The sequence below is a fragment of the Streptomyces sp. NPDC029151 genome, from assembly GCF_055564315.1.
In genome coordinates, this window is the sequence record NZ_JBVHWQ010000002.1 from 444,048 (window position 1) to 466,148 (window position 22,101).

The following is a 22,101-nucleotide window of genomic DNA, read 5'->3' on the forward strand; positions in this document are numbered from 1 at the left end:
CGCCGCTCACGCCGGTCTCAGACCGCCGGGACGCAGCGGCCGTCCTCCGTGCGGTACCGCCACTTGGCGCCGTCCCGCACCAGTTCCCGCACCGCGTCGACGAAGCGCTCGACGTGTTCGTCGGGGGTGCCGGCGCCGAAGCTGACCCGGATGGCGTTGAGGGACTTCTCGCCGGGGGCCGCCTCGGGGGCGCCGCACTCGCCCTGGCTCTGGGGGTCGCTGCCGAGGAGGGTGCGGACCAGGGGGTGGGCGCAGAAGAGGCCGTCACGGACGCCGATGCCGTACTCGGCGGAGAGGGCGGCGGCGAAGTGGGAGCTGTTCCAGCCCTCGACGACGAAGGAGAGGACGCCGACCCGCGGGGCGTCGTCGCCGAAGAGGGAGAGGATCCGCACCCCGGGGACCTCGGCGAGGCCCTCGCGGACCACGCGGACGAGGTGCTGCTCGCGGGCGACCAGGGTGTCCCAGCCGGCCTCGGTCAGGGCCTTGCAGGCCGAGGCGATGGCGTAGGCGCCGATGACGTTCGGGGAGCCGGCCTCGTGGCGGGCCGCGGTGTCGTGCCACTCGACGGCCACTCCCCCGTCCTCGCGCCGGGTGACCTTGCGGCTGGCGCCGCCGCCCGCGAGGTACGGCTCGGCCGCCTGGAGCCAGTCGGCGCGGCCGGCCAGGACACCGGAGCCGAAGGGGGCGTACAGCTTGTGGCCGGAGAAGGCGATCCAGTCGACGTCGAGGTCGGTGACGGAGACCGGGTGGTGCGGGGCGAGCTGCGCGGCGTCCAGGACGATGCGGGCGCCGTGGGCGTGCGCGGCGGCAGCCAGTTCGCGCACCGGCCACAGCTCGCCGGTGACGTTGGAGGCGCCGGTGACGCAGACCAGGGCCGGGCCGTGGGGGTCGCGGTCGGCGAGGGCCCGCTCCAGGGTCTGAACGGCCTGCCGCGGAGTGCGCGGGGCGTCGAGGCAGGTCACCCGCGCGTCCCGCCAGGGCAGCAGGGACGCGTGGTGCTCGGTCTCGAAGACGAAGACCTCGCAGTCGGCCGGGACCGCCCGGGCGAGGAGGTTGAGGGAGTCCGTCGTGGAGCGGGTGAAGACGACCTGGTCGGTGGGCCGGCAGCCGAGGAAGTCGGCGACCGTGGTCCGCGCGTTCTCGAACAGGTCCGTGGAGAGCTGGGAGAGGTAGCCCGCGCCGCGGTGGACGCTGCCGTAGTACGGGGCGTACGCGGCGACGTCGTCCCAGACGCGCTGGAGCGCGGGGGCGCTGGCCGCGTAGTCCAGGGCGGCGTAGGTGACCTCGCCGCCGGTGACGAGCGGGACGGTGACATCTCGCCCCAGAACGGGCAGAGGGGTGCAAACGGTCTGGTCGGAGGCAGCGCTGGAGACGGACATGGCGGAACTCCCGTGAGACGAGGGGAAGACGAAGAAGAGAGAAAGGGTGTGCGGAGGCGGGGCTCTGCGGCCCTAACGCATTCGCTTGCTCACGGAAGACTCCTCGACGACCAGGATCCCTGGGTTCGTGAGGGATCCGCGCTTGCCGTGCACCTTGCTGTGCACGACCTGGTCTTCACCCGGGGCACCCCGCCACGGACGGAGGGTTGCCGGACAGTCGGCCGGGGCCTCATGACTGTCACTCATGACCTGGTACAGGAACGTACGCGATGTGATCGTCGTCCCGCAACCCGTGTCCGGATCGCGGGACGACGCCCGGGGCCTAGGCGTTGCTGACGGCCACCCAGCGGTCCAGGGTCCGCTTCGCGGCGCCCGAGTCGATCGACTCCGCGGCCTGCGCCATGCCGGCCCGCAGCTGCTCGGCGAGGGGCGCGTCCGTCGGCCGGAGGGCCACCAGGGCCGCCGCCGAGTTCAGCAGGACGGCGTCCCGTACGGCGCCCGTCTCGCCGTCCAGCAGCCGGCGGGCCACCTCCGCGTTGTAGGAGGCGTCGGCGCCGCGCAGGGCGTCCACCGGGACGAGGTCGAGGCCGACGTCCCGCGGGTCGAAGGTCTCCTCCGTCACCTTGCCGTCCCGGACCACCCAGACCCGGGAGGGGGCCGTGACGGTCAGCTCGTCCAGGCCGTCGTCGCCCCGGAACACCAGCGCGGAGTTGCCCCGCTCGGCGAGGACACCGGCGACGATCGGCGCCATCCGGGGGTCGGCCACCCCGACGGCCTGCGCCCGCACCTGGGCCGGGTTGGTGAGCGGGCCCAGCACGTTGAAGGTGGTCCGGATGCCCAACTGGGCCCGGGCCGGGGCCACATGGCGCAGCGACGGGTGGAACCGGACGGCGAAGCAGATGGTGATGCCGGCTTCCTCGGCGACCTCGGCGACCCGCTGCGGAGTCAGGTTGAGGTTGATCCCGAGCTTCTCCAGGACGTCGGAGGAGCCGGAGGCGGAGGACGCGGCGCGGTTGCCGTGCTTGACGACCTTCGTACCCGTGCCGGCGACGACGATCGAGGACATGGTGGAGATGTTCACCGTCTTGGCGCCGTCACCGCCGGTGCCGACGATGTCCACGGCCGGCCCGGGCACCTCGATGACGTTCGCGTGCGCGTACATGGTCCGCACGAGTCCGGTGATCTCCTGGACCGTCTCGCCCTTGGCCCGCAGCGCCACCATGAACGCGGCGATCTGCGCGTCGGTCGCCTCCCCGCGCATGATCACGTCCATCGCCCAGGCCGTGTCGTCGGCGGACAGGTCCCGGCCGTCCAGCAGACCGTTCAGCAGGGCGGGCCAGGAGCGGCCCGCCGCGGTGTCGCCTCCAGCGGGGGTCACAGCGCTCATCAGCCGCTCCTCGTACAGATTCCTGCTCCGTCGTGGACCACCCTATCCAGCCCCGGGCACGGGGAAGGGCCCCGTCCGGGTTACGGACGGGGCCCTTCGGCGTGGCGTGGCGACGCGGGGATCAGTGGTGGCCGTGGCCGCTCGTGATCTCCTTGTACTCCTCGACGGTCGGCTTCGGGATCTGGTTGTCCTCGCCGTAGTAGGCGTTGGAGAGCTTGACGCGCAGCTTCTCCGAGGCACCCACCTTGCGCTCGACACCGTTCTCGTCGACCGTCGGACCGATCTCGGCCGGCCGGTACTGCTCGTGCGCGGTGAGCGTGTGCAGCTGCTCCTGGCTGAGCGGCTCGTGCACCTCGATGAACTCACCGTGCGGCAGCCGCTTGATGATGCCGGTCTCGCGACCGTGCAGCACCTTGTCGCGGTCGCGGCGCTGCAGGCCGAGGCAGATCCGCTTGGTGACGATGAACGCGATGACCGGTCCGGCGAAGAAGGCGATCCGGACGAACCAGGTGACGGCGTTGATCGACAGGTGGAAGTGGGTGGCGAAGAGGTCGTTGCCACCGCCGACCAGGCCCACCATGTAGACCGTCACCCAGGCGACACCGAACGCGGTACGGGTCGGGGCGTTGCGCGGGCGGTCCAGGATGTGGTGCTCGCGCTTGTCGCCGGTGACCCAGGACTCGATGAACGGGTAGACCGCGATCGCCGCCAGGACGAGACCGAAGAGCACCAGCGGGATGAACACGCCCAGGACGAGCGTGTGACCCCAGAAGTTGATCTCCCAGCCCGGCATGTAGCGGACCAGACCCTCGGCGAAGCCCATGTACCAGTCGGGCTGGGCGCCGGTGGACACCTGGTCCGGACGGTAGGGGCCCATGGCCCAGATCGGGTTGATCTGCGCGACCGCCGCGATGGCCGCGATGACACCGAAGACCAGGAAGAAGAAGCCTCCGGCCTTGGCCATGTACACCGGCAGCAGCGGCATGCCGACGACGTTCTTCTCGGACTTCCCGGGACCCGCGAACTGCGTGTGCTTGTGGTAGAAGACCAGGATCAGGTGCGCCACCATCAGGCCGAGCATGATGCCCGGCAGCAGCAGGATGTGGATCGAGTAGAACCGGGCGACGAAGTCGTGGCCGGGGAACTCGCCGCCGAAGAGGAACATCGAGATGTACGTGCCGACGATCGGCATGGACAGGATCGCGCCCTCGGTGAAGCGGACACCGGTGCCGGAGAGCAGGTCGTCGGGGAGCGAGTAACCGGTGAAGCCGGTGAACATGCCGAGGACGAACAGCAGGAAGCCGAACAGCCAGTTGATCTCACGCGGCTTGCGGAACGCGCCAGTGAAGAACACGCGCATCATGTGCACGAACATGCCGGCGAGGAAGATCAGGGCGGCCCAGTGGTGGATCTGCCGGATGAGCAGACCGCCGCGCACGTCGAAGGAGATGTGCAGGGTCGAGCTGAACGCCTCGGACATCAGCTGTCCCTGGAGCGGGACGTAGCTGCCGTGGTACTCCACCTCGTTCATCGACGGGTGGAAGAACAGCGTCAGATAGACACCCGTCAGGATGATGATGATGAAGCTGTACATGCACACTTCGCCCAACATGAACGACCAGTGGTCGGGGAAGATCTTGCGCATGTTGGCCTTGGCGAGGGAGTAGATCCCGAGCCGGCCGTCGGCCCAGTCGGCGATGCGCTCGCCGGCCGGTGCCTTCCCGCGGGAGCGGCCCGCCGCGGCAGCGGCGGATGAAGGCGTTTCGTTCGGTGTAGTGCTCATCCGCGCTCCCAGAATGCAGGACCGACGGGCTCCTCGAAGTCGCCGAGCGCCTGGAGGTAACCCTCACTGTCCACGCCGATGCGCAGCTGCGGCAGGGCGTGGCCGGCGGGGCCGAAGATCACTCGGGCACCGTCGGAGAGGTCGAAGGTGGACTGGTGGCACGGGCACAGCACGTGGTGGGTCTGCTGCTCGTACAGCGAGATCGGGCAGCCCACGTGGGTGCAGATCTTCGAGTACGCGACGATGCCCTCGTGCGACCACGCCAGCTCGCGCTTGTCCTTGATGTTGCCCGGCTGGATCCGGACGATCATCAGGGCCGCCTTGGCGATCTCGTTCTGGAAGTCCTCGTCGTGCTCCTCCAGGCCGTCCGGCTTGGCGAAGGTGAGCGAGCCCACGGCGACGTCCTCGGGACGCAGCGGCTGGTTCGTGTTCATGTTGACCAGGCGCTTGCCCTTGGCCCACATGGTGTGGCGGAGCTTGGTCCCCGGTGCCGGGCCGAGACCGCCGAGCAGCATGACGCCGGACAGCGGCACGAAGGCCAGCGCGCCGAACATGGTGTTGCGGATCAGCTTGCGGCGGCCCAGCGCCGACTCCTTGGCGCCCTGGCGGAAGTCCGCGTGGACCTTCGCCCGGACCTCGGCGGGAGCCTCGATGGGGTGCCGGTCGTCGGCGACCTCCACGTCGGACATCAGGGTGCGGGCCCAGTGGACCGCGCCCGCGCCGATGCAGAACAGCGCCACGCCCAGGGTCAGGCCCAGCGCGAAGTTCATCGCGCTGATGTGCCCGATCGGGAAGACGAAGATCGACTTGTCGTTCGGGATGGCCAGGTACGCGACGATGAAGCCGATGGTGGCCAGCATCGACACCGTGAACAGCAGGGCGACCATGCGCTCGGACCGCCTGGCGGCCCGCTCGTCGATGTCCTGGATCCGGTGCTCGTGCGGGGGCAGCCCCGGGTCGGCGAACGGGTTCTCCTCGTCCGCGATCCCTACCGCGCCGTGTGCGTGGTCCTGCTCAGCGGGCAGGTTCTCTTCTGGAATGTCTTGGCTACTCATGACTTCTTGGCCTTTGCGGTCCGAGCGGCGACCCAGACGGCGACCGCGATCAGCGCGCCGAGGCCGAAGATCCAGGCGAACAGACCCTCGCTGACCGGCCCGAGGCCACCCAGCTCCATACCGCCGGGGTTGTCGGTCTCATCGCCGTTGACCGCGTTCAGGTACGCGATGATGTCCTTCTTGTTCTTCTCCGACATCGTGGTGTCGGGGAAGGACGGCATGTTCTGCGGGCCCGTCTGCATGGCCTCGTAGATGTGCTTCGGAGCGACACCCTCCAGGCTGGGCGCGTACTTGCCCTTGGTCAGGGCACCGCCCTTGCCGGTGAAGTTGTGGCACTGCGCGCAGTTGGTGCGGAACAGTTCGCCACCCTTGGCGATGTCCGCCCCGCCGGGGCCGTACTGCTGCTCGGTGGGCACGCTCGGGCCGGCACCCAGCGAGGCGACGTACGCGGCGAGCTGGTCGATCTGGGCCTGCGTGTAGACAGGCTTCTTGCGCGGGACCTGGGCGCCCTGCGAGGTGGCGGCGGGCATACGGCCGGTGCCGACCTGGAAGTCGACCGCGGCGGCACCCACGCCGACCAGGCTCGGGCCGTCGGAGGAGCCCTGGCCACCGGTGCCGTGGCAGCTGGCGCAGCCGACCTCGTAGAGCTTCTTGCCCTCCTTGATGGTCAGGGACTGGGAGGATTCATCGGCCTGCGCCTTGCCCGCGGGCGCGAACGCGGCGTACAGCCCCCCAGTGGCCGCCAGCGCGAGGAGTAGGACGACGACCGCCGCCAGCGGATGGCGTCGTCGTGCGGAGAGCTTTTTCACGGATTACCCCGGTGTCAGGATCTTCTGCGTCGGTGCTTCTGGATGTGCGGGAGCGGTCCCGGCTACTTGATCAGGTAGATCGTGGCGAAGAGGCCGATCCAGACGACATCGACGAAGTGCCAGTAGTAGGACACGACGATGGCGGCGGTCGCCTGCTCGTGAGTGAACCTCTTGGCCATGTAGGTGCGGCCGAGGACCAGCAGGAAGGCGATGAGACCGCCCGTCACGTGCAGGCCGTGGAAGCCGGTGGTCAGGTAGAACACCGAGCCGTACGGGTCGGAGGACAGCGAGATGCCGTCCTTCTTCACCAGCTCCGTGTACTCGTAGATCTGACCGCCGATGAAGATCGCACCCATGATGAAGGTGAGGATGAACCAGCCACGGAGCTTCTTCACGTCGCCGCGCTCGGCAGCGAACACGCCGAGCTGGCAGGTGAGGGAGGAGAGCACCAGGATCGTGGTGTTCGTGGCGGAGAAGGGCACGTTGAGTGCCTCCGCCTGTTCCTTCCAGTGGACCGGTCCGGTCACCGACCGGAGGGTGAAGTACATCGCGAAGAGGGCCGCGAAGAACATCAGCTCGGAACTCAGCCAGATGATGGTTCCGACGCTGGTGAGGTTCGGCCGGTTGACCGACGGGTGCGCGTGCCCGGTTTCTACTGTCGTTGCTGTCGCCACGACCGACATTATGTCGGTCGCTTATCTCGCGCTCACTCCGGGGGGTGCCGTTCGGAGTGTTGCCACCCGCCACACCGGTGTTGACGTGGTGTTCGGCATGGTGTTCACGGGCCCGGCGACGGGAGTAACATCCGCCGGAACGGGCCTGCCCGTCCTGTCCGTACGACGCTGACGTCTCGGAGGAACAATGCAGCCGACCGCCACGGTGCTGGTCTACAGCGACGACTCCACCACCCGCGAGCAAGTCCGGCTCGCCGCCGGGCGTCGGCCGGCCCCGGACGTCCCCCTGGTGGAGTTCGTGGAGTGCGCGACGCCGGACGCGGTGCTGCGGGAGCTGGACAGGGGCGGCATCGACGCGTGCGTGCTCGACGGCGAGGCCGTGCCGATGGGCGGCATGGGGATGTGCCGGCAGATCAAGGACGAGGTGTTCGGCTGTCCGCCGGTGCTGCTGCTCATGGGGCGGCCCCAGGACGCCTGGCTGGCCACGTGGAGCCGGGCGGACGCGGCGGTGACCCTGCCGGTGGACCCGGTGGAGTTCGCCTCGGCGCTGGCCTCCCTGCTGCGGCGGAAGCGCCTGGTGGGCGCCTAGCGGGGCGGGGCGCCGGGTCCGTGCGCGGGTGCGGGCCGGAGGGCCCTCGCCGCGCGGTCCCCCGCGCCCCTTCATCACACCGCTGCCGGCTGGATGCGCAGCGCGTCCGACGGGGCCGGACCGTCCGGCCTGCCGTTGAAGAGGGCGCTGCCCTGGCGCCACTTCTGCCAGTCGACGTTCCAGTCGCCGAAGCCGTTGCCGAAGGGCTCCATGTCGTCGCCGTTCGAGTTGACGACCTTGACGATGTCCCCCTCGCGCACCGTGTCGAAGAACCACTCGGCGTTGGAGGTGCTCATGCCGGTGCAGCCGTGGCTGACGTTGGCGTAGCCCTGTGAGCCCACGGACCAGGGCGCCGCGTGGACGTACTCGCCGGACCAGGTGACCCGGGTGGCGTAGTAGACCGGCAGGTCGTAGGAGTCGGCGCTGCCCTCGGCGATGCCGACGGTGGTGCCGCGCATGCGTACGAAGTACTGCTTGGCCAGGACCACCTTGACCCCGTTGCGGGTCTCGAAGCCGGGCTTGCCCGTCGTGACGGGGATCTGGTTGATCTCCTGGCCGTTCTTGAAGACGGTCATCTGGTGCGAGGCGGCGTCGGTGACGGCCTCGATCCGGTCGCCCGTGGTGATCGTCAGGGGCTTGGAGGGGCCGCCCCACAGCCGGTCGCCGATCTTGACGCCGTCCAGGTTGCTGTGCACCTGGATCGTGGCGTGGACGGGCCAGTAGTCCTTGGGGCGGTAGTGCAGTTCCTTGTTGTCCACCCAGTGCCAGGCGCCCGGCACGGCCGGCGTGGAGTCCACCCGCAGCGCGCGCTCCACGACGGCGCGTTGCGCCTTGTCCTTGATTTCCTGGTCGAGTTGGGCCGTGATCGGCTGTCCGACGCCGTAGGTGCCCTTCTCCGGCCCGAACGTGACGTTCAGGCGCTTCTTGCTGGTGGGCTTGCTGGTGTCGAAGGTGAGGACCTTGCGGCCGGGTGCGCCGTCCTCGTCCTCGGTGCTCACCGTGACCGTGTAGTGGGCGTTGGCGGCCAGCGGTGAGGTGCTGTGCCACCGGCTGCCGTCGGCGGCGAGTTCGCCCGCCACGTAGCGCCCTGTGGAGTCCCGGGCGGTGACGTCCGTGATCCGGCCCTCACCGCTGCTGGCGGTGACCTCCAGGGGCTTGTCCGGGTCGGCCCGCTTCCCCGCTTCGGTGGGGCCGTTGAAGGAGATCAGGCCCGCTGCGTCGTACGGCCTGGCCGACAGGGGGTTGCCGTCCGAACCGCAAGCGGTGACGCCCGCGCCGAGGGCGGTCACCAGCAGCGTGCAGCTGACGACGGTGCGGGTCCGCGGAATGTGGTTCATATGATCACGTTATGAGCTGGAGACCGTACCGGCGCGGCAGGTAACTCGTACGAGCGAACGACACTGCGGCAAAGGAAGGACGCGCCGGAAGCGGCGCGAAAGCCGGGAGCCCGGACCCTCCCCCAGGGGAAGGTCCGGGCTCCCGGCGCGTTCGCGTGTCCTACTGGGTGCGGTTCTCACCGTGGTAGTACTCGAACACCCAGCCGAACAGGCCGACCACGATGAACGGGGCGGCGAAGTAGATCAGCCACCAGCCGACCGCGATGCTGAGGAAGGCGATCGCACCGCCGAAGCCCAGCATGAGCGGCTGCCAGCTGTGCGGGCTGAAGAAGCCCAGCTCGCCCGCGTCGTCCGCGACGTCGGCCTCCTTGTCGTCCTGGGCGCCCGCGTCGACCCGCCGGGCGGTGAAGCCCAGGTAGAAGCCGATCATGACGCTCAGGCCGAAGGCCAGGAAGAGCGCGGTGGTTCCGGCCGGCTCCTTCGACCACACGCCATACACGATGGCCATGATCAGGATGAAGACGCTCAGCCAGATGAACATCCGACCCTGGATCTTCACTTGCCGGCCTCCTTGCTGCCCGCGACGGCGGTGCCGTGACCGGCGTGCTCGAGCTGTTCGAGCGCGGCGATCTCAGGGTGGTGCAGGTCGAACGCCGGGGATTCACTGCGGATCCGCGGCAGAGTGAGGAAGTTGTGCCGCGGCGGCGGGCAGGAGGTCGCCCACTCCAGCGAGCGGCCGTAACCCCACGGGTCGTCGACCTCGACCTTCTTGCCGTACTTGGCGGTCTTCCAGACGTTGTAGAGGAACGGCAGGATCGACAGGCCGAGCAGGAAGGAGCTGATGGTCGAGACCGTGTTCAGCGCGGTGAAGCCGTCGGCCGCCAGGTAGTCGGCGTACCGGCGCGGCATGCCCTCGGCGCCCAGCCAGTGCTGGACCAGGAAGGTGCCGTGGAAGCCGATGAACAGCGTCCAGAAGGTGATCTTGCCGAGGCGCTCGTCCAGCATCTTGCCGGTCCACTTCGGCCACCAGAAGTGGAAGCCGGAGAACATCGCGAAGACGACCGTACCGAAGACCACGTAGTGGAAGTGGGCCACCACGAAGTACGAGTCGGAGACGTGGAAGTCCATGGGCGGCGAGGCCAGGATGACACCGGTCAGACCACCGAACGTGAAGGTGATCAGGAAGCCGGTCGCCCAGAGCATCGGTGTCTCGAAGGACAGCGAGCCCTTCCACATGGTGCCGATCCAGTTGAAGAACTTCACACCGGTCGGGACCGCGATCAGGAAGGTCATGAAGGAGAAGAACGGCAGGAGCACACCGCCGGTGACGTACATGTGGTGGGCCCACACGGTCACGGACAGACCGGCGATCGCGACGGTCGCGGCGATCAGACCCATGTAGCCGAACATCGGCTTACGGGAGAACACCGGGATGACTTCGCTGATGATGCCGAAGAACGGCAGGGCGATGATGTACACCTCTGGATGGCCGAAGAACCAGAAGAGGTGTTGCCACAGCAGTGCGCCGCCGTTGGCCGGGTCGAAGACGTGGGCGCCGAACTTGCGGTCCGCCTCCAGGGCGAACAGCGCGGCGGCCAGCACCGGGAAGGCCAGCAGGACCAACACACCGGTCAGCAGCACGTTCCACACGAAGATCGGCATGCGGAACATCGTCATGCCCGGGGCGCGCATGCAGATGATCGTGGTGATGAAGTTGACCGAGCCGAGGATGGTGCCGAAGCCGGAGAAGGCCAGACCCATGATCCACATGTCGGCGCCGATGCCCGGCGAGCGGACCGCGTCCGACAGCGGGGAGTAGGCGAACCAGCCGAAGTCGGCCGCACCCTCCGGGGTGAGGAAGCCGCCCACCGCGATGAGCGAGCCGAAGAGGTACAGCCAGTAGGCGAACATGTTCAGCCGCGGGAACGCCACATCGGGCGCACCGATCTGCAGCGGCATGATCCAGTTCGCGAAACCGGCGAACAGCGGGGTCGCGAACATCAGGAGCATCACGGTGCCGTGCATCGTGAACGCCTGGTTGAACTGCTCGTTCGACATGAACTGCAGGCCCGGCCGGGCCAGCTCGGCGCGCATCAGCAGCGCCATCACGCCACCGATCAGGAAGAACGCGAACGACGTCGCCAGATACATCGTGCCGATCGTCTTGTGGTCGGTGGTCGTCAGCCACTTCACCACGACATTGCCGGGCTGCTTGCGCCTGACCGGCAGCTCGTCAGCGTATGTGCCTTCAGCTGCCGCGGCACCCTGGGGTTCGTTGAGGATGCTCACAGGTTGTTCGTCCTCTGGTTCTTCTCGTGGCTCGTCTGCGCGATGCCGGCCGGAATGTAACCGGTCTGCCCCTTCTTCGCGAGCTCCTTGAGGTGCTGCGCGTAGCGCTCCGGAGAGACGACCTTCACGTTGAACAGCATCCGGGAGTGGTCGACGCCGCAGAGCTCGGCGCACTTGCCGAGGAAGGTGCCCTCCTTGTTGGGGGTCACCTGGAAGGCGTTGGTGTGACCGGGGATGACGTCCTGCTTCATCAGGAACGGCACCACCCAGAAGGAGTGGATGACGTCACGCGAGGTCAGGACGAAACGGACCGTCTTGCCCTTGGGCAGCCAGAGCGTCGGGCCGGGGTTGTTCGTCTGCGGGTTCCGCGTGCCGGGCGTGCCGACGTCGTAGACACCGCCGGCGTGGGCCGGGAACTGGTTCCGCAGCTGGTCCGGAATGGCGTCCAGGTTCTTGTCGGTCCTGGCGTCGCCGGAGGAACCGGGGACGTTCTCGACGTAGTTGAAGCCCCAGCTCCACTGGAAGCCGACCACGTTGACCGTGACGTCGGGCTTCTTCGAGGTGTCCAGGAGCTTCGACTCGTCCCGGGCCGTGAAGTAGAAGAGCACCGAGATGATGATGATCGGGACCACTGTGTACAGGGCCTCGATCGGCATGTTGTACCGGGTCTGCGGAGGAACCTCGACCTTGGTGCGGCTGCGCCGGTGGAAGAAAGCACTCCACAGGATCAGGCCCCACACCAGCACGCCGACGGCGAGCGCGGCAGCCCAGGAGCCCTGCCACAGGGAGAGGATCCGCGGAGCCTCTTCCGTGGTCGGGGTGGGCATGCCAAGGCGGGGGAAGTCCTTGTATGTGCAACCGGTTGCGGTCGCCAGGACCAGGCCCGCGGTCAGTGCCTGCAGCAGCTTCCGCCGCATCGGGCGCCGCGGCGAGCGGTCGGAGCCGTTGGGACTCACGTAGCGCCTTCCCGAGAGTCTCGCCCGCGCGGTCGGCTGCGGCCTTCTCGCTGGTCGGTCGCCGCCCTGCGTCGGGCAGGGGTTTGGATGTTTATGCGGACCAAACCCTAGCCCACCCTCTCCGAGGGTTCGCGGGGAGGGGTGCCTACTGGCTCGGGTGGTTCGCTTGATTGGCGGCTGCGGGGGTGTTGTGGCTGGTCGCACCCCACGGCGGAGCCGCTGGCGCCACCGCCCCGCGCCCCTTTGGAGCACTGGCCTGACCGGCGGTCTAGCGTTGCCGTATGGCCTACTTCGACGCTGCCTCAGCCGTCCCTCTCCATCCCGTCGCCCGTCAGGCGCTGTTGGCCTCTTTGGATGACGGATGGGCCGACCCCGCCCGGCTCCACCGGGAGGGGCGCAAGGCGCGGATGCTGCTGGACGCCTCGCGGGAGGCGGCCGCGGAGGCCGTCGGCTGCCGGGCCGACGAGGTGGTGTTCACGTCGTCCGGCACCCGGGCCGTGCACAGCGGCATCGCGGGAGCGGTGGCCGGGCGGCGGCGGGTGGGACGCCACCTGATCGTGTCGTCCGTCGAACACTCCTGCGTACTCCATTCGGCGGAGGTGTGCGAGGCGGAGGGCGCGGACGTCACCCGGGTGGCCGTCGGCCGGACGGGAGCCGTCGACCCGGCGGGGTACGCGGCCGCGCTCCGGGCGGACACCGCCCTGGCGTGCCTGCAGTCGGCCAATCACGAGGTGGGGACCGTGCAGCCGGTGGCCGAGGTGGCCGAGGTGTGCCGGGCGGCCGGGGTGCCGCTGCTGGTGGACGCGGCGCAGTCGCTGGGCTGGGGGCCGGTCGAGGGCGACTGGTCGCTGCTCGCGGCCAGCGCGCACAAGTGGGGCGGGCCGTCGGGGGTCGGGCTGCTCGTCGTCCGCAAGGGGGTGCGGTTCGCCGCCCAAGGGCCGGTGGACGAGCGGGAGTCCGGCCGGGCGCCCGGGTTCGAGAACCTCCCGGCCATCGTGGCGGCCGTGGCCTCGCTGCGCGCGGTGCGGGCCGAGGCGGCGCGGGAGGCGGTACGGCTGCGGGAGCTGACGGCCCGGATCCGGGCGCGGGTGCCGGAGCTGGTGCCGGACGTGGAGGTGGTCGGCGACGCCGAGCGCCGGCTGCCCGGGATCGTCACCTTCTCCTGCCTCTACGTCGACGGCGAGGCCCTGCTGCACGAGCTGGACCGGGCCGGCTTCTCCGTCTCCTCCGGGTCCTCCTGCACGAGCAGCACGCTGACGCCCAGCCACGTGCTGAAGGCCATGGGAGTGCTCAGCGAGGGCAACGTGCGGGTGTCCCTGCCGCCCGGCACGGCCGGGGCGGACGTGGAGCGGTTCCTCCAGGCGCTGCCGGAGGCGGTGGCGGGCGTCCGGGAGAAGCTCGGGGCGCCGGCCCCGGCGACGGCCGTCCGGGCGCGGGAACTGGTCGTCGACTCCCTGGGCAAGCGCTGCCCGATCCCGGTCATCGAGCTGGCGAAGGTGTTCGGGGACGTCCCGGTGGGCGGGACCGTCCGGGTCCTCTCCGACGACGAGGCGGCCCGGCTGGACATCCCGGCGTGGTGCGAGATGCGGGGGCAGGAGTACGTCGGAGAGGAGCCGGCGGAGAAGGGGACGGCGTACCTGGTGCGCAGGGTGGCCTGAGAACCGGGCGGGCCTCAGTTCAGGTGGGCCCGCACCTCCCGGCCCGCGTCCTCGCCGTACGCCTTCACGAACCGCTCCATGAAGTGCCCGCGCCGCAGCTGGTACTCCTGCGTGCCGACCGTCTCGATGACCAGCGTGGCGAGCATGCACCCGACCTGGGCGGCGCGCTCCAGGGAGACACCCCAGGCCAGCCCGGACAGGAAGCCCGCGCGGAAGGCGTCGCCGACGCCCGTGGGGTCGGCCTTGCGCTCCTCCTCCGGGCAGCCGACCTCGATCGGGTCCTCGCCGGCCCGCTCGATGCGCACGCCGCGCGAGCCGAGCGTGGTGACCCGGTGGCCGACCTTGGAGAGGATCTCGGCGTCGGTCCAGCCGGTCTTGGACTCGATGAGCCCCTTCTCGTACTCGTTGGAGAACAGGTACGTCGAGCCGTCCAGCAGTATCCGGATCTCCTCGCCCTCCATCCGGGCGATCTGCTGGGAGAAGTCGGCGGCGAACGGGATGTTCCGGGAGCGGCACTCCTCGGTGTGGCGGAGCATCGCCTCGGGGTCGTCGGCGCCGATGAGGACGAGGTCGAGGCCGCCCACGCGGTCCGCCACGGTCTTCAGCTCGATCAGCCGGGCCTCGCTCATCGCGCCCGTGTAGAAGGAGCCGATCTGGTTGTGGTCGGAGTCGGTGGTGCACACGAAACGGGCGGTGTGCAGGGTCTCGGAGATGCGGACCGAGGCGGTGTCCACGCCGTGCCGGTCGAGCCAGGCCCGGTACTCGTCGAAGTCGAAGCCGGCGGCACCGACCAGGACCGGCGCGGTGCCGAGCTGGCCCATGCCGAAGGCGATGTTGGCTCCGACGCCGCCGCGGCGCACGTCGAGGTTGTCGACCAGGAAGGAGAGCGAAACCGTGTGCAGCTGGTCCGCGACGAACTGGTCGGCGAAGCGGCCGGGGAAGGTCATGAGGTGGTCGGTGGCGATGGAGCCGGTGACTGCGATGCGCACGACGGGGTTCTCCTGCGGGAGGCTGGATTGACAGTTCACGCTACCCGGTCGGGCGCCGCCACTGAAGCAGGCAAAACTACCCGATAGTAGCTCTTTCTTCGCCCCCTGGACCGTGCCTACGGTGCGGTCATGACGAACCTCAAGGTCACCTCCCACGCCCCGGCCGACCTCGACGGCGATCTCGCCGCGCTGCGCGGGGACTGCGCCCGGATGGCCCCGCACTGGACGGTCCCGGAGCACGCCGCGCCCCGGCCGGTGCCGCCGTCCCTCATCCACGGGGTGAGCGTGCCCGTGCGGTCCGCCCGGCTGCTGGACGCGATGTCCGACTACGGCGACTGACCGGGAGCGCGCGCCCGGGAACCGTACGCTCCCCTCCCGCGTCCCATCGGCGTCCCCCGCGCAGGGGACGCGGGACACGAGCAGCGAGGAGCGATGCGGTGGACACCGAGCGGCCTGAGCGCCCCGGAGGGGCGGACCCGCAGTCGACGGCGAACCCGGGGCGGACGAGCGGCCGGCGCCCCACCGCCGTCATCGTCACCGTCGCCACCGCGGCCGTCCTCCTGGCCGGCGGCGGTGGCGCCTACCTGGCCGCGAGCGGCGGCCCGGACGGCCGTACCGGCACCACGGCCGCGCCCGGCTCGGACGGCCGCACTCCCCCGCCGCTCGCCCTGGACGGCTGGACGAGCAGCGGCACCGGCGGTATCGCGCCCGGCGAGCCGGACCCGAACGGCACCCGGTACGTCGCGCGGGGCGAGCTTCCCGACGGTCCCGGCTCCGCACCGGTGTACGAGCCGCGGGCGGAGGTCGGCCGGGAGCAGGTGGCGCGGCTGGCGAAGGCGCTCGGGATCGACGGGGCGCCGGTGTCCGAGGGCCGGACGTGGCGGGCCGGCGGTCAGGACGGGACCGGGCCGGTCCTGCGGGTGAACCGGGACGCGCCGGGCAGCTGGAGCTTCGAGCGGTACCCGCCCGGCACGGACAACTGCCGGAAGGTGACCGTCTGCGCGCAGGACCCGGGTGCTCCGGCCGGCGACCCGGTGAGCGTGGCGGACGCCGAGAAGGCGGCGGCCCCGGTGCTGGAGGCGGCGGGCCTGGACGACGCGAGGACCGACGCGAGCCAGGTGATGGGCGCCCGGCGGGTGGTGGACGCGGACCCGGTGGTGGGCGGGCTGCCCACCTACGGCTGGACGACAGGCCTGACCGTCGACCGGACCGGCGAGCTGGTCGGCGGCCACGGGCTGCTCGCCACGCCGGTGAAGGGCGACACGTACCCGGTGCTGGGCGCCGGGAGGACCCTGGAGCTGCTGAACGGGACGGACAGGGACGGCCACCGGATGGGGATCGGCGGGTGCGCCACGCCCGTGCCGCTGAAGGACCGGCTGGAGCGGCCGTGCGGCGCCTCCACGGGGGCACCGCGGAAGCCGCCGGCCGGCCGGGACACGAACACGGTGACGGTCGAGAAGGCGGTGTTCGGGCTGGCCGCGCACTCCGTCGGCGGACGGCAGACGCTGGTGCCGTCCTGGCTGTTCCGGGTGCGGGGGGCGGCGGCGGACGACGCGTTCACGGTGACGTATCCGGCGGTGGCCCCGGAGTACCTGACGTCGCGGACGGCTCCGGCCCCCTCCGCGCCCTCCGCCACCGCCCCGACGCCCTCCTCGCCCTCGGCGCCGCCGTCCACCGGCGCGCCCGCCGGGAGCCGGAGCGTGAAGGTCGAGGCCTACACGGCCGACGGACGGACGCTGAACCTGGGCTTCTACGGCGGCGTGTGCGCCGACTACCGGACCTCGGCCCGGGAGAGCGGCGGGCGGGTGACGGTGACGGTCACCGAGAAGCCCTGGCCGGGCCGGGTGTGCGTGCTGATCGCGAAGGAGTACGTGAAGACGGTGACGCTGCACGCGCCGCTGGACGGGCGGACGGTGGTCGGCACGGACGGCCGGGAGGTCCCGAAGGCGAAGCCGGGCTCCCTGCGGCCGGACGCGTCGGCCCGGCCGCGCTAGCGGGCGCGCGAACGCCGAGGCGGCGGCCCCGTGAGGGGACCGCCGCCTCGGTCGCGTCCGGAGTCGTCCCGGCTCAGCTGAAGGAGTCGCCGCAGGCGCAGGAGCCCGTCGCGTTGGGGTTGTCGATCGTGAAGCCCTGCTTCTCGATGGTGTCCACGAAGTCGACGGTGGCGCCGCCCAGGTACGGGGCGCTCATCCGGTCCGTGACGACCTTGACCCCGCCGAAGTCCTTCACGACGTCGCCGTCGAGCGAGCGCTCGTCGAAGAAGAGCTGGTAACGCAGGCCGGAGCAGCCGCCGGGCTGGACGGCGACACGCAGCGCGAGGTCGTCGCGGCCTTCCTGGTCGAGCAGGGCCTTGACCTTGGCCGCGGCGGCGTCGGTCAGGATGATGCCGTCGGTGACGGTGGTGGTCTCGTCCGATACGGACATCTACATCTCTCCCGGGTTGTACGGAGACTGCTTGCCGACGAGTGCAACCGGCGATTCCGCGGATTCATTCCGGGCCGGGCATTCGCGTTGTCGCGTTTTTTCTCGCTTCCTCATGCTCGCACATGCCCGGCATGGCGGACAGGCGCCCGGAGGGGGACCCCCGGCGGGATTCACGTCACATCGACGCTATGGCCATCGTCAAAGTGACGTGAAGCGGTTATGATAGATAGCGTCAGTTAGACGAAAAGTAGAAAGGGTGCGTGTCGTGACCACCGCCCAGACCCCGGAGCTCGACGTGCAGCCGACTCCGCTCGCCCTGCTGCTGCTCGGCCGCGAGGCCGACCCGAAGAGCGAGCGGGGCGTCGAGTGTCCCGGTGACCTGCCGTCGCCGTCCGACCCCGACCTGGTCGAGCGCGCCCGCGCGGCCAAGGAGAAGCTCGGCGACAAGGTCTTCGTGCTCGGCCACCACTACCAGCGCGACGAGGTCATCCAGTTCGCCGACGTCACGGGCGACTCCTTCAAGCTGGCCCGGGACGCGGCGGCGCGCCCGGAGGCCGAGTACATCGTCTTCTGCGGTGTGCACTTCATGGCGGAGTCGGCGGACATCCTGACCTCCGACGACCAGAAGGTGGTCCTGCCCGACCTCGCCGCCGGCTGCTCCATGGCCGACATGGCGACGGCCGAGCAGGTCGCCGAGTGCTGGGACGTGCTGACCGAGGCCGGGATCGCCGAGCAGGTGGTCCCCGTCTCGTACATGAACTCCTCGGCCGACATCAAGGCGTTCACCGGCAAGCACGGCGGCACCATCTGCACCTCCTCCAACGCCAAGCGGGCGCTGGACTGGGCCTTCGAGCAGGGCGAGAAGGTCCTCTTCCTGCCGGACCAGCACCTCGGCCGCAACACCGCCGTCCGGGACATGGGCATGTCCCTGGACGACTGCGTGGTCTACAACCCGCACAAGCCGAACGGCGGGCTGACCGCGGACGAGCTGCGCGCCGCGAAGATGATCCTGTGGCGCGGTCACTGCTCGGTGCACGGCCGGTTCAGCCTGGACTCGGTCGAGGACGTGCGCGCGCGCATCCCCGGTGTGAACGTCCTGGTCCACCCCGAGTGCAAGCACGAGGTCGTGGCCGCGGCGGACTACGTCGGCTCGACCGAGTACATCATCAAGGCCCTCGAAGCGGCCCCGGCCGGCTCCAAGTGGGCCATCGGCACGGAGCTGAACCTGGTCCGCCGGCTGGCGAACCGTTTCGCTCCGGAAGGCAAGGAGATCGTCTTCCTCGACAAGACGGTCTGCTTCTGCTCGACCATGAACCGCATCGACCTGCCCCACCTGGTCTGGACCCTGGAGTCCCTCGCCGAGGGCAACCTGGTCAACCGCATCGAGGTCGACAAGGAGACGGAGGCGTTCGCCAAGCTCGCGCTGGAGCGGATGCTGGCGCTGCCGTAGCCTCCGGCGGTCGTGACGCGCGAAAAACGCGACGTGACGCGCGAAAAACGCGAAAACGCGAAAAAAAGGGGGGTTGCACCTGGTGGTGCGGCCCCCCTTTTTCCGTCCTGCGGCTAGACCCGCGCCGGCTGCGGTTCCTCGGAGGTCTCGGCCGCCGGCTGCCTCTTCGCGGCCCGCTTCCTCGCCCTGCGCTCCTTGCGCAGCTCCAGCATCGCGTAGAGCGTCGGGACGAGGAGCAGGGTCAGCAGGGTCGAGGTGATCAGGCCGCCGATGACGACCACCGCGAGGGGCTGGGCGATGAAGCCGCCCTCGCCGGTGACCCCCAGGGCCATCGGGAGCAGGGCGAAGATCGTCGCCAGCGCCGTCATCAGGATCGGGCGGAGCCGGTGCCGGCCGCCCTCGACCACGGCCTCCACCACGCCGTGGCCCTGGGCGCGGTACTGGTTGATCAGGTCGATCAGCACGATCGCGTTGGTCACCACGATGCCGATCAGCATCAGCATGCCGATCATCGCGGGCACGCCCAGCGGGGTGCCGGTGGCGGCCAGCAGGCCGATCGCGCCCGTCGCCGCGAACGGGATCGAGACGAGCAGGATCAGCGGCTGGACGAGCGAGCGGAAGGTCGCCACCAGCAGCATGAAGACGATCGCGATGGCCGCCAGCATCGCCAGGCCCAGGTTCTTGAAGGCGTCGTCCTGGTCGGAGGAGACACCGCCGATCTCGGCCGTGGCGCCCGCCGGGAGCTTCAGGGCCTTGATCCTCGACTGGAGCTCGCTGCTGATCGCGCCCGTGTTGTCACCGGTCGGCCGGGCCGTGACGGTGGCCGCGCGCTGCCCGTCGATACGGGTCAGGGACACCGGGCCGTCCACCAGCTTCACCGTGGCGATGTCGGCCAGCCTCACCGGGCCGAGGCGCAGTTTCCTCAGCTGGGCCAGGGTGGTCGCGGGCTTCGCCGACCGCACGACGACGTCCCGCTCGGTGTCGTCGAGGACCGCCTTGGCCGCCGTCGTACCGCGTACGGCCTGGGCCACCGCGGCGCCCAGCTTCTGGTCGTCGAACCCGGCGGCCGCGGCCTCGGCGTTCGCCCTGACGGAGATCCGCGGCACGCTCTGCGCGAGGTTGCTGCCGACGTCCGTGACGTGGTCGAGGCCGGCGACCGTGGACCGGACCTGCTCCGCCGCCGTGCGCAGCGCCTCCGGGTCGGACGCCTTCACCACGACGCTCAGGTCCTGGTTGCCGAAGCCGTCACCGGCCGACACGGTGGTCGTACCGATGCCCTGGAGCTTCTTCAGGCCCTCCTCCAGGTCCTTCTGCACGTCGGTGGAGGAGGCGGAGTCCTCCAGCATGACCTGGTACGACGCCTGGTTGGTGTCGGTGCCGCCGCCGAAGGCCGCCATGAAGCCGGAGGAGCCGACGGTGACCTGGTAGTCCTTCACGCCCTTCGTGGCGGCGAGGAGCTTCTCGACCCGCCTGGCCTGGGCGTCGGTCGCGGCGAGGCTGGTGCCGGGCTTCAGCTTCTGCTTGACGGTGAGGACCTCCTGCTCGCCCTGGTCGAAGAAGTTCGTCTTCAGCAGACCGGACATGCCGACGGTGACCGCCAGGACGGCGACCGCCAGAGCCACGCTGGTGAGGCGGCGGCGGGTCGCGAAACGCAGGACGGGGACGTAGGCGCGCTGGAGGCGGCTGCCCGCCTCCTTCTCCTCGGCCCTGCGGCGGGCCTCCGCCGCGTCCGCCGGGGTGCCCTTCGGGGCGCGCAGGAACCAGTACGACAGGACCGGCACGACCGTCAGCGACACCAGCAGGGAGGCCAGCAGGGCCGCCGTCACCGTGATGCTGAACGAGCCGAACAGGGCGCCCACCATGCCGCCGACCAGGCCGATCGGCAGGAACACGGCGACCGTGGTGAGGGTGGAGGAGGTGACCGCGCCGGCCACCTCGCGCACCGCGGTGAGGATGGCCTCCCCGCGCTCCTCGCCGTAGCCGAGGTGCCGCTTGATGTTCTCCAGGACCACGATCGAGTCGTCCACGACCCGGCCGACGGCGATGGTCAGCGCCCCCAGGGTGAGCATGTTCAGCGACAGGTCGCGCGTCCACAGCACCAGCAGGGCCAGCACCACCGACAGCGGGATGGACACCGCCGTGACCAGCGTCGAGCGGACGGAGGACAGGAACACCAGGATCACCAGGACCGCGAAGAGCAGGCCGAGCGCGCCCTCCGTGGTCAGGCCCTTGATGGACTTGGATACGGCCGGGCCCTGATCGCTGACCACCGTGAGCTTCGCGCCGGTGCCGAGGTCCTTGCGCAGGCCGGGCAGCTTGTCCTTGACCGCGTCGGATATGGAGACCGCGCTGCCGTCGTGGTCCATCGTCACGTTGACGGCGAGGCTGGGCCTGCCGTCGGTGCGGGTGATCGAGTCGGCCGGGGCGGGCCGCTCCTCGACGGCCGCCACGTCACCGAGCCGCACCGGGTGCTTCACGCCCTCGCCGGTGACCCTGAGGTCCCTGATCTGCCGCAGGGAGGTGAAGCCGCCGCCGACCTGGACGGTGCGGCTTACGCCGTCCTCGTCGAAGGAGCCGGCCGGGACGGTGGCGCCGCCCGCCTGGAGCGCCTGGCCGAGCGCGGCGGGGGTGAGGCCCGCCCGGGCGAGCTTCGCGTCGTCCGGGGTGACGGTGACCTGGAGGTCGCGGACGCCCATGACCTGCACGCGGCCGACGCCGTCGATGTCCTTCAGCGCCGGCACGACGGTCGTGTCGAGCTGGTCGGCGAGGGCCTGCTGGTCCTTGCCGGAGGTGACGGCAAGGACGACGGTCGGCATGTCGTCCGTGGAGCCGGAGACCACCTGCGGGTCGACGCCGTCCGGGAGCCGGTTGCGGGCCCGGTTCACGGCCTGCTGGACGTCGGAGACGATCCGCTTGGTGTCGTTGCCGTAGTCGAAGGACGCCATGATCACGGCGTTGCCCTCGCTCGCGGTGGAGGTGACACCGGTGATGCCGTCGACGCCCTGGAGGTTGTCCTCGACGGGCTCGACGACCTGTTTCTCGACCACGTCGGGCGAGGCGCCCTGGTACGGCGCGATCACCGACACCACGGGCAGTTCGATAGTGGGCAGCAGCTGCTGTTTGATCTGGGGTATCGCGATCAGCCCGAAGGCGAGCGCGACGAGGGACACGAGCCCGACGAGGGCCCGCTGCGCGAGGCTGAATCTGGACAGCCAGGACATGGATCAGGGTCTCTCTTCTGTGAGCGGCAGAAGCGGCGAGGGGGACGAGGGGTACGAGGGGAACACGGACGAGCGCCCGCCCCACCACCCTGATCCATCCC

18 protein-coding genes and 1 riboswitch are annotated in these 22,101 nt (G+C 70.1%); of the genes, 5 read left to right on the forward strand and 13 right to left on the reverse strand.

The window, feature by feature from the left end; translation table 11 throughout:
- Positions 1-17: 17 nt before the first annotated feature.
- The 6 genes from ACZ4VF_RS09760 to ctaE form a co-directional block, all read right to left on the reverse strand.
- Positions 18-1,379, reverse strand: coding sequence for an aminotransferase class V-fold PLP-dependent enzyme (locus ACZ4VF_RS09760; protein WP_467924460.1), 1,362 nt, complete (start codon positions 1,377-1,379; stop codon positions 18-20).
- A 133-nt stretch (positions 1,380-1,512) separates the two neighbouring features.
- Positions 1,513-1,629: riboswitch (SAM riboswitch) on the reverse strand.
- 72 nt (positions 1,630-1,701) lie between these two features.
- The gene (gene trpD / locus ACZ4VF_RS09765; protein ID WP_467924462.1) at positions 1,702-2,766 is read right to left on the reverse strand and encodes an anthranilate phosphoribosyltransferase; all 1,065 of its coding nucleotides are present in this window, start codon (positions 2,764-2,766) and stop codon (positions 1,702-1,704) included.
- A gap of 121 nt (positions 2,767-2,887) precedes the next feature.
- The gene (gene qcrB / locus ACZ4VF_RS09770; protein WP_467924464.1) at positions 2,888-4,549 is read right to left on the reverse strand and encodes a cytochrome bc1 complex cytochrome b subunit; all 1,662 of its coding nucleotides are present in this window, start codon (positions 4,547-4,549) and stop codon (positions 2,888-2,890) included.
- Positions 4,546-5,604 carry a cytochrome bc1 complex Rieske iron-sulfur subunit gene (gene qcrA, locus ACZ4VF_RS09775; protein WP_467924466.1) on the reverse strand — a complete coding sequence of 353 codons (1,059 nt, stop codon included), beginning with the start codon at positions 5,602-5,604 and terminating at the stop codon, positions 4,546-4,548. The genes qcrB and qcrA overlap by 4 nt, the downstream gene beginning before the upstream one ends.
- Entirely contained in the window at positions 5,601-6,413 is an 813-nt protein-coding gene (gene qcrC, locus ACZ4VF_RS09780) for a cytochrome bc1 complex diheme cytochrome c subunit (protein WP_467924468.1), read from the reverse strand. Before qcrC ends, qcrA begins: the two co-directional genes overlap by 4 nt.
- Positions 6,414-6,475: 62 nt before the next feature.
- Positions 6,476-7,096 carry an aa3-type cytochrome oxidase subunit III gene (gene ctaE, locus ACZ4VF_RS09785; RefSeq protein ID WP_030348419.1) on the reverse strand — a complete coding sequence of 207 codons (621 nt, stop codon included), beginning with the start codon at positions 7,094-7,096 and terminating at the stop codon, positions 6,476-6,478.
- 178 nt (positions 7,097-7,274) lie between these two features.
- Between ctaE and ACZ4VF_RS09790 the strand changes: the two genes are divergently transcribed.
- Positions 7,275-7,676: a response regulator gene (locus ACZ4VF_RS09790; protein ID WP_467924470.1), complete on the forward strand. Its 402-nt coding sequence runs from the start codon at positions 7,275-7,277 to the stop codon at positions 7,674-7,676.
- A 74-nt stretch (positions 7,677-7,750) separates the two neighbouring features.
- Here the strand turns inward: ACZ4VF_RS09790 and ACZ4VF_RS09795 are convergent, their stop codons facing one another.
- From ACZ4VF_RS09795 to ctaC, 4 genes are all read right to left on the reverse strand, one after another.
- Positions 7,751-9,013 carry a L,D-transpeptidase gene (locus ACZ4VF_RS09795; RefSeq protein WP_467924472.1) on the reverse strand — a complete coding sequence of 421 codons (1,263 nt, stop codon included), beginning with the start codon at positions 9,011-9,013 and terminating at the stop codon, positions 7,751-7,753.
- A gap of 160 nt (positions 9,014-9,173) precedes the next feature.
- Complete coding sequence (locus tag ACZ4VF_RS09800) at positions 9,174-9,572, reverse strand: cytochrome c oxidase subunit 4 (RefSeq protein WP_189307738.1); 399 nt, start codon at positions 9,570-9,572, stop codon at positions 9,174-9,176.
- Positions 9,569-11,302, reverse strand: a complete 1,734-nt coding sequence (gene ctaD, locus ACZ4VF_RS09805) for an aa3-type cytochrome oxidase subunit I (RefSeq protein WP_467924478.1) — start codon at positions 11,300-11,302, stop codon at positions 9,569-9,571. Before ctaD ends, ACZ4VF_RS09800 begins: the two co-directional genes overlap by 4 nt.
- Positions 11,299-12,258, reverse strand: a complete 960-nt coding sequence (gene ctaC / locus ACZ4VF_RS09810) for an aa3-type cytochrome oxidase subunit II (protein WP_467924481.1) — start codon at positions 12,256-12,258, stop codon at positions 11,299-11,301. Before ctaC ends, ctaD begins: the two co-directional genes overlap by 4 nt.
- Before the next feature lie 281 nt (positions 12,259-12,539).
- Between ctaC and ACZ4VF_RS09815 the strand changes: the two genes are divergently transcribed.
- Positions 12,540-13,916: an aminotransferase class V-fold PLP-dependent enzyme gene (locus ACZ4VF_RS09815; protein ID WP_467924483.1), complete on the forward strand. Its 1,377-nt coding sequence runs from the start codon at positions 12,540-12,542 to the stop codon at positions 13,914-13,916.
- 14 nt (positions 13,917-13,930) lie between these two features.
- Here ACZ4VF_RS09815 and ACZ4VF_RS09820 read toward each other — a convergent pair whose 3' ends face one another.
- Positions 13,931-14,905 carry a carbohydrate kinase family protein gene (locus ACZ4VF_RS09820; RefSeq protein WP_467924485.1) on the reverse strand — a complete coding sequence of 325 codons (975 nt, stop codon included), beginning with the start codon at positions 14,903-14,905 and terminating at the stop codon, positions 13,931-13,933.
- Between the two features lie 129 nt (positions 14,906-15,034).
- Here ACZ4VF_RS09820 and ACZ4VF_RS09825 point away from each other — a divergent pair, with 129 nt between their 5' ends.
- A complete protein-coding gene (locus ACZ4VF_RS09825) occupies positions 15,035-15,244 on the forward strand; it encodes a hypothetical protein (protein ID WP_467924487.1) in 210 nt (69 codons plus the stop codon).
- Positions 15,245-15,342: 98 nt separating this feature from the next.
- Positions 15,343-16,899 (forward strand): hypothetical protein, encoded by a 1,557-nt coding sequence (locus ACZ4VF_RS09830; RefSeq protein ID WP_467924489.1) that lies wholly within the window; start codon positions 15,343-15,345, stop codon positions 16,897-16,899.
- 73 nt (positions 16,900-16,972) lie between these two features.
- Here the strand turns inward: ACZ4VF_RS09830 and ACZ4VF_RS09835 are convergent, their stop codons facing one another.
- On the reverse strand, positions 16,973-17,329 hold the full coding sequence (locus ACZ4VF_RS09835) for an iron-sulfur cluster assembly accessory protein (protein ID WP_030340884.1): 357 nt from the start codon (positions 17,327-17,329) through the stop codon (positions 16,973-16,975).
- A 265-nt stretch (positions 17,330-17,594) separates the two neighbouring features.
- Between ACZ4VF_RS09835 and nadA the strand changes: the two genes are divergently transcribed.
- On the forward strand, positions 17,595-18,779 hold the full coding sequence (gene nadA, locus ACZ4VF_RS09840; RefSeq protein WP_467924491.1) for a quinolinate synthase NadA: 1,185 nt from the start codon (positions 17,595-17,597) through the stop codon (positions 18,777-18,779).
- A 113-nt stretch (positions 18,780-18,892) separates the two neighbouring features.
- Here the strand turns inward: nadA and ACZ4VF_RS09845 are convergent, their stop codons facing one another.
- Positions 18,893-22,000, reverse strand: a complete 3,108-nt coding sequence (locus ACZ4VF_RS09845) for an efflux RND transporter permease subunit (RefSeq protein WP_467924493.1) — start codon at positions 21,998-22,000, stop codon at positions 18,893-18,895.
- Positions 22,001-22,101: the final 101 nt, after the last annotated feature.

Coding starts and splice junctions, on each gene's coding strand:
- ACZ4VF_RS09815 (WP_467924483.1), top strand. CDS start 12,540: ATGGCCTACTTCGACGCTGCCTCAGCCGTCCCTCTCCATCCCGTCGCC.
- ACZ4VF_RS09825 (WP_467924487.1), top strand. CDS start 15,035: ATGACGAACCTCAAGGTCACCTCCCACGCCCCGGCCGACCTCGACGGC.
- qcrA (WP_467924466.1), bottom strand. CDS start 5,604: ATGAGTAGCCAAGACATTCCAGAAGAGAACCTGCCCGCTGAGCAGGAC.
- ACZ4VF_RS09790 (WP_467924470.1), top strand. CDS start 7,275: ATGCAGCCGACCGCCACGGTGCTGGTCTACAGCGACGACTCCACCACC.
- trpD (WP_467924462.1), bottom strand. CDS start 2,766: ATGAGCGCTGTGACCCCCGCTGGAGGCGACACCGCGGCGGGCCGCTCC.
- qcrB (WP_467924464.1), bottom strand. CDS start 4,549: ATGAGCACTACACCGAACGAAACGCCTTCATCCGCCGCTGCCGCGGCG.
- ctaE (WP_030348419.1), bottom strand. CDS start 7,096: ATGTCGGTCGTGGCGACAGCAACGACAGTAGAAACCGGGCACGCGCAC.
- ACZ4VF_RS09835 (WP_030340884.1), bottom strand. CDS start 17,329: ATGTCCGTATCGGACGAGACCACCACCGTCACCGACGGCATCATCCTG.
- ACZ4VF_RS09795 (WP_467924472.1), bottom strand. CDS start 9,013: ATGAACCACATTCCGCGGACCCGCACCGTCGTCAGCTGCACGCTGCTG.
- ACZ4VF_RS09845 (WP_467924493.1), bottom strand. CDS start 22,000: ATGTCCTGGCTGTCCAGATTCAGCCTCGCGCAGCGGGCCCTCGTCGGG.
- ACZ4VF_RS09760 (WP_467924460.1), bottom strand. CDS start 1,379: ATGTCCGTCTCCAGCGCTGCCTCCGACCAGACCGTTTGCACCCCTCTG.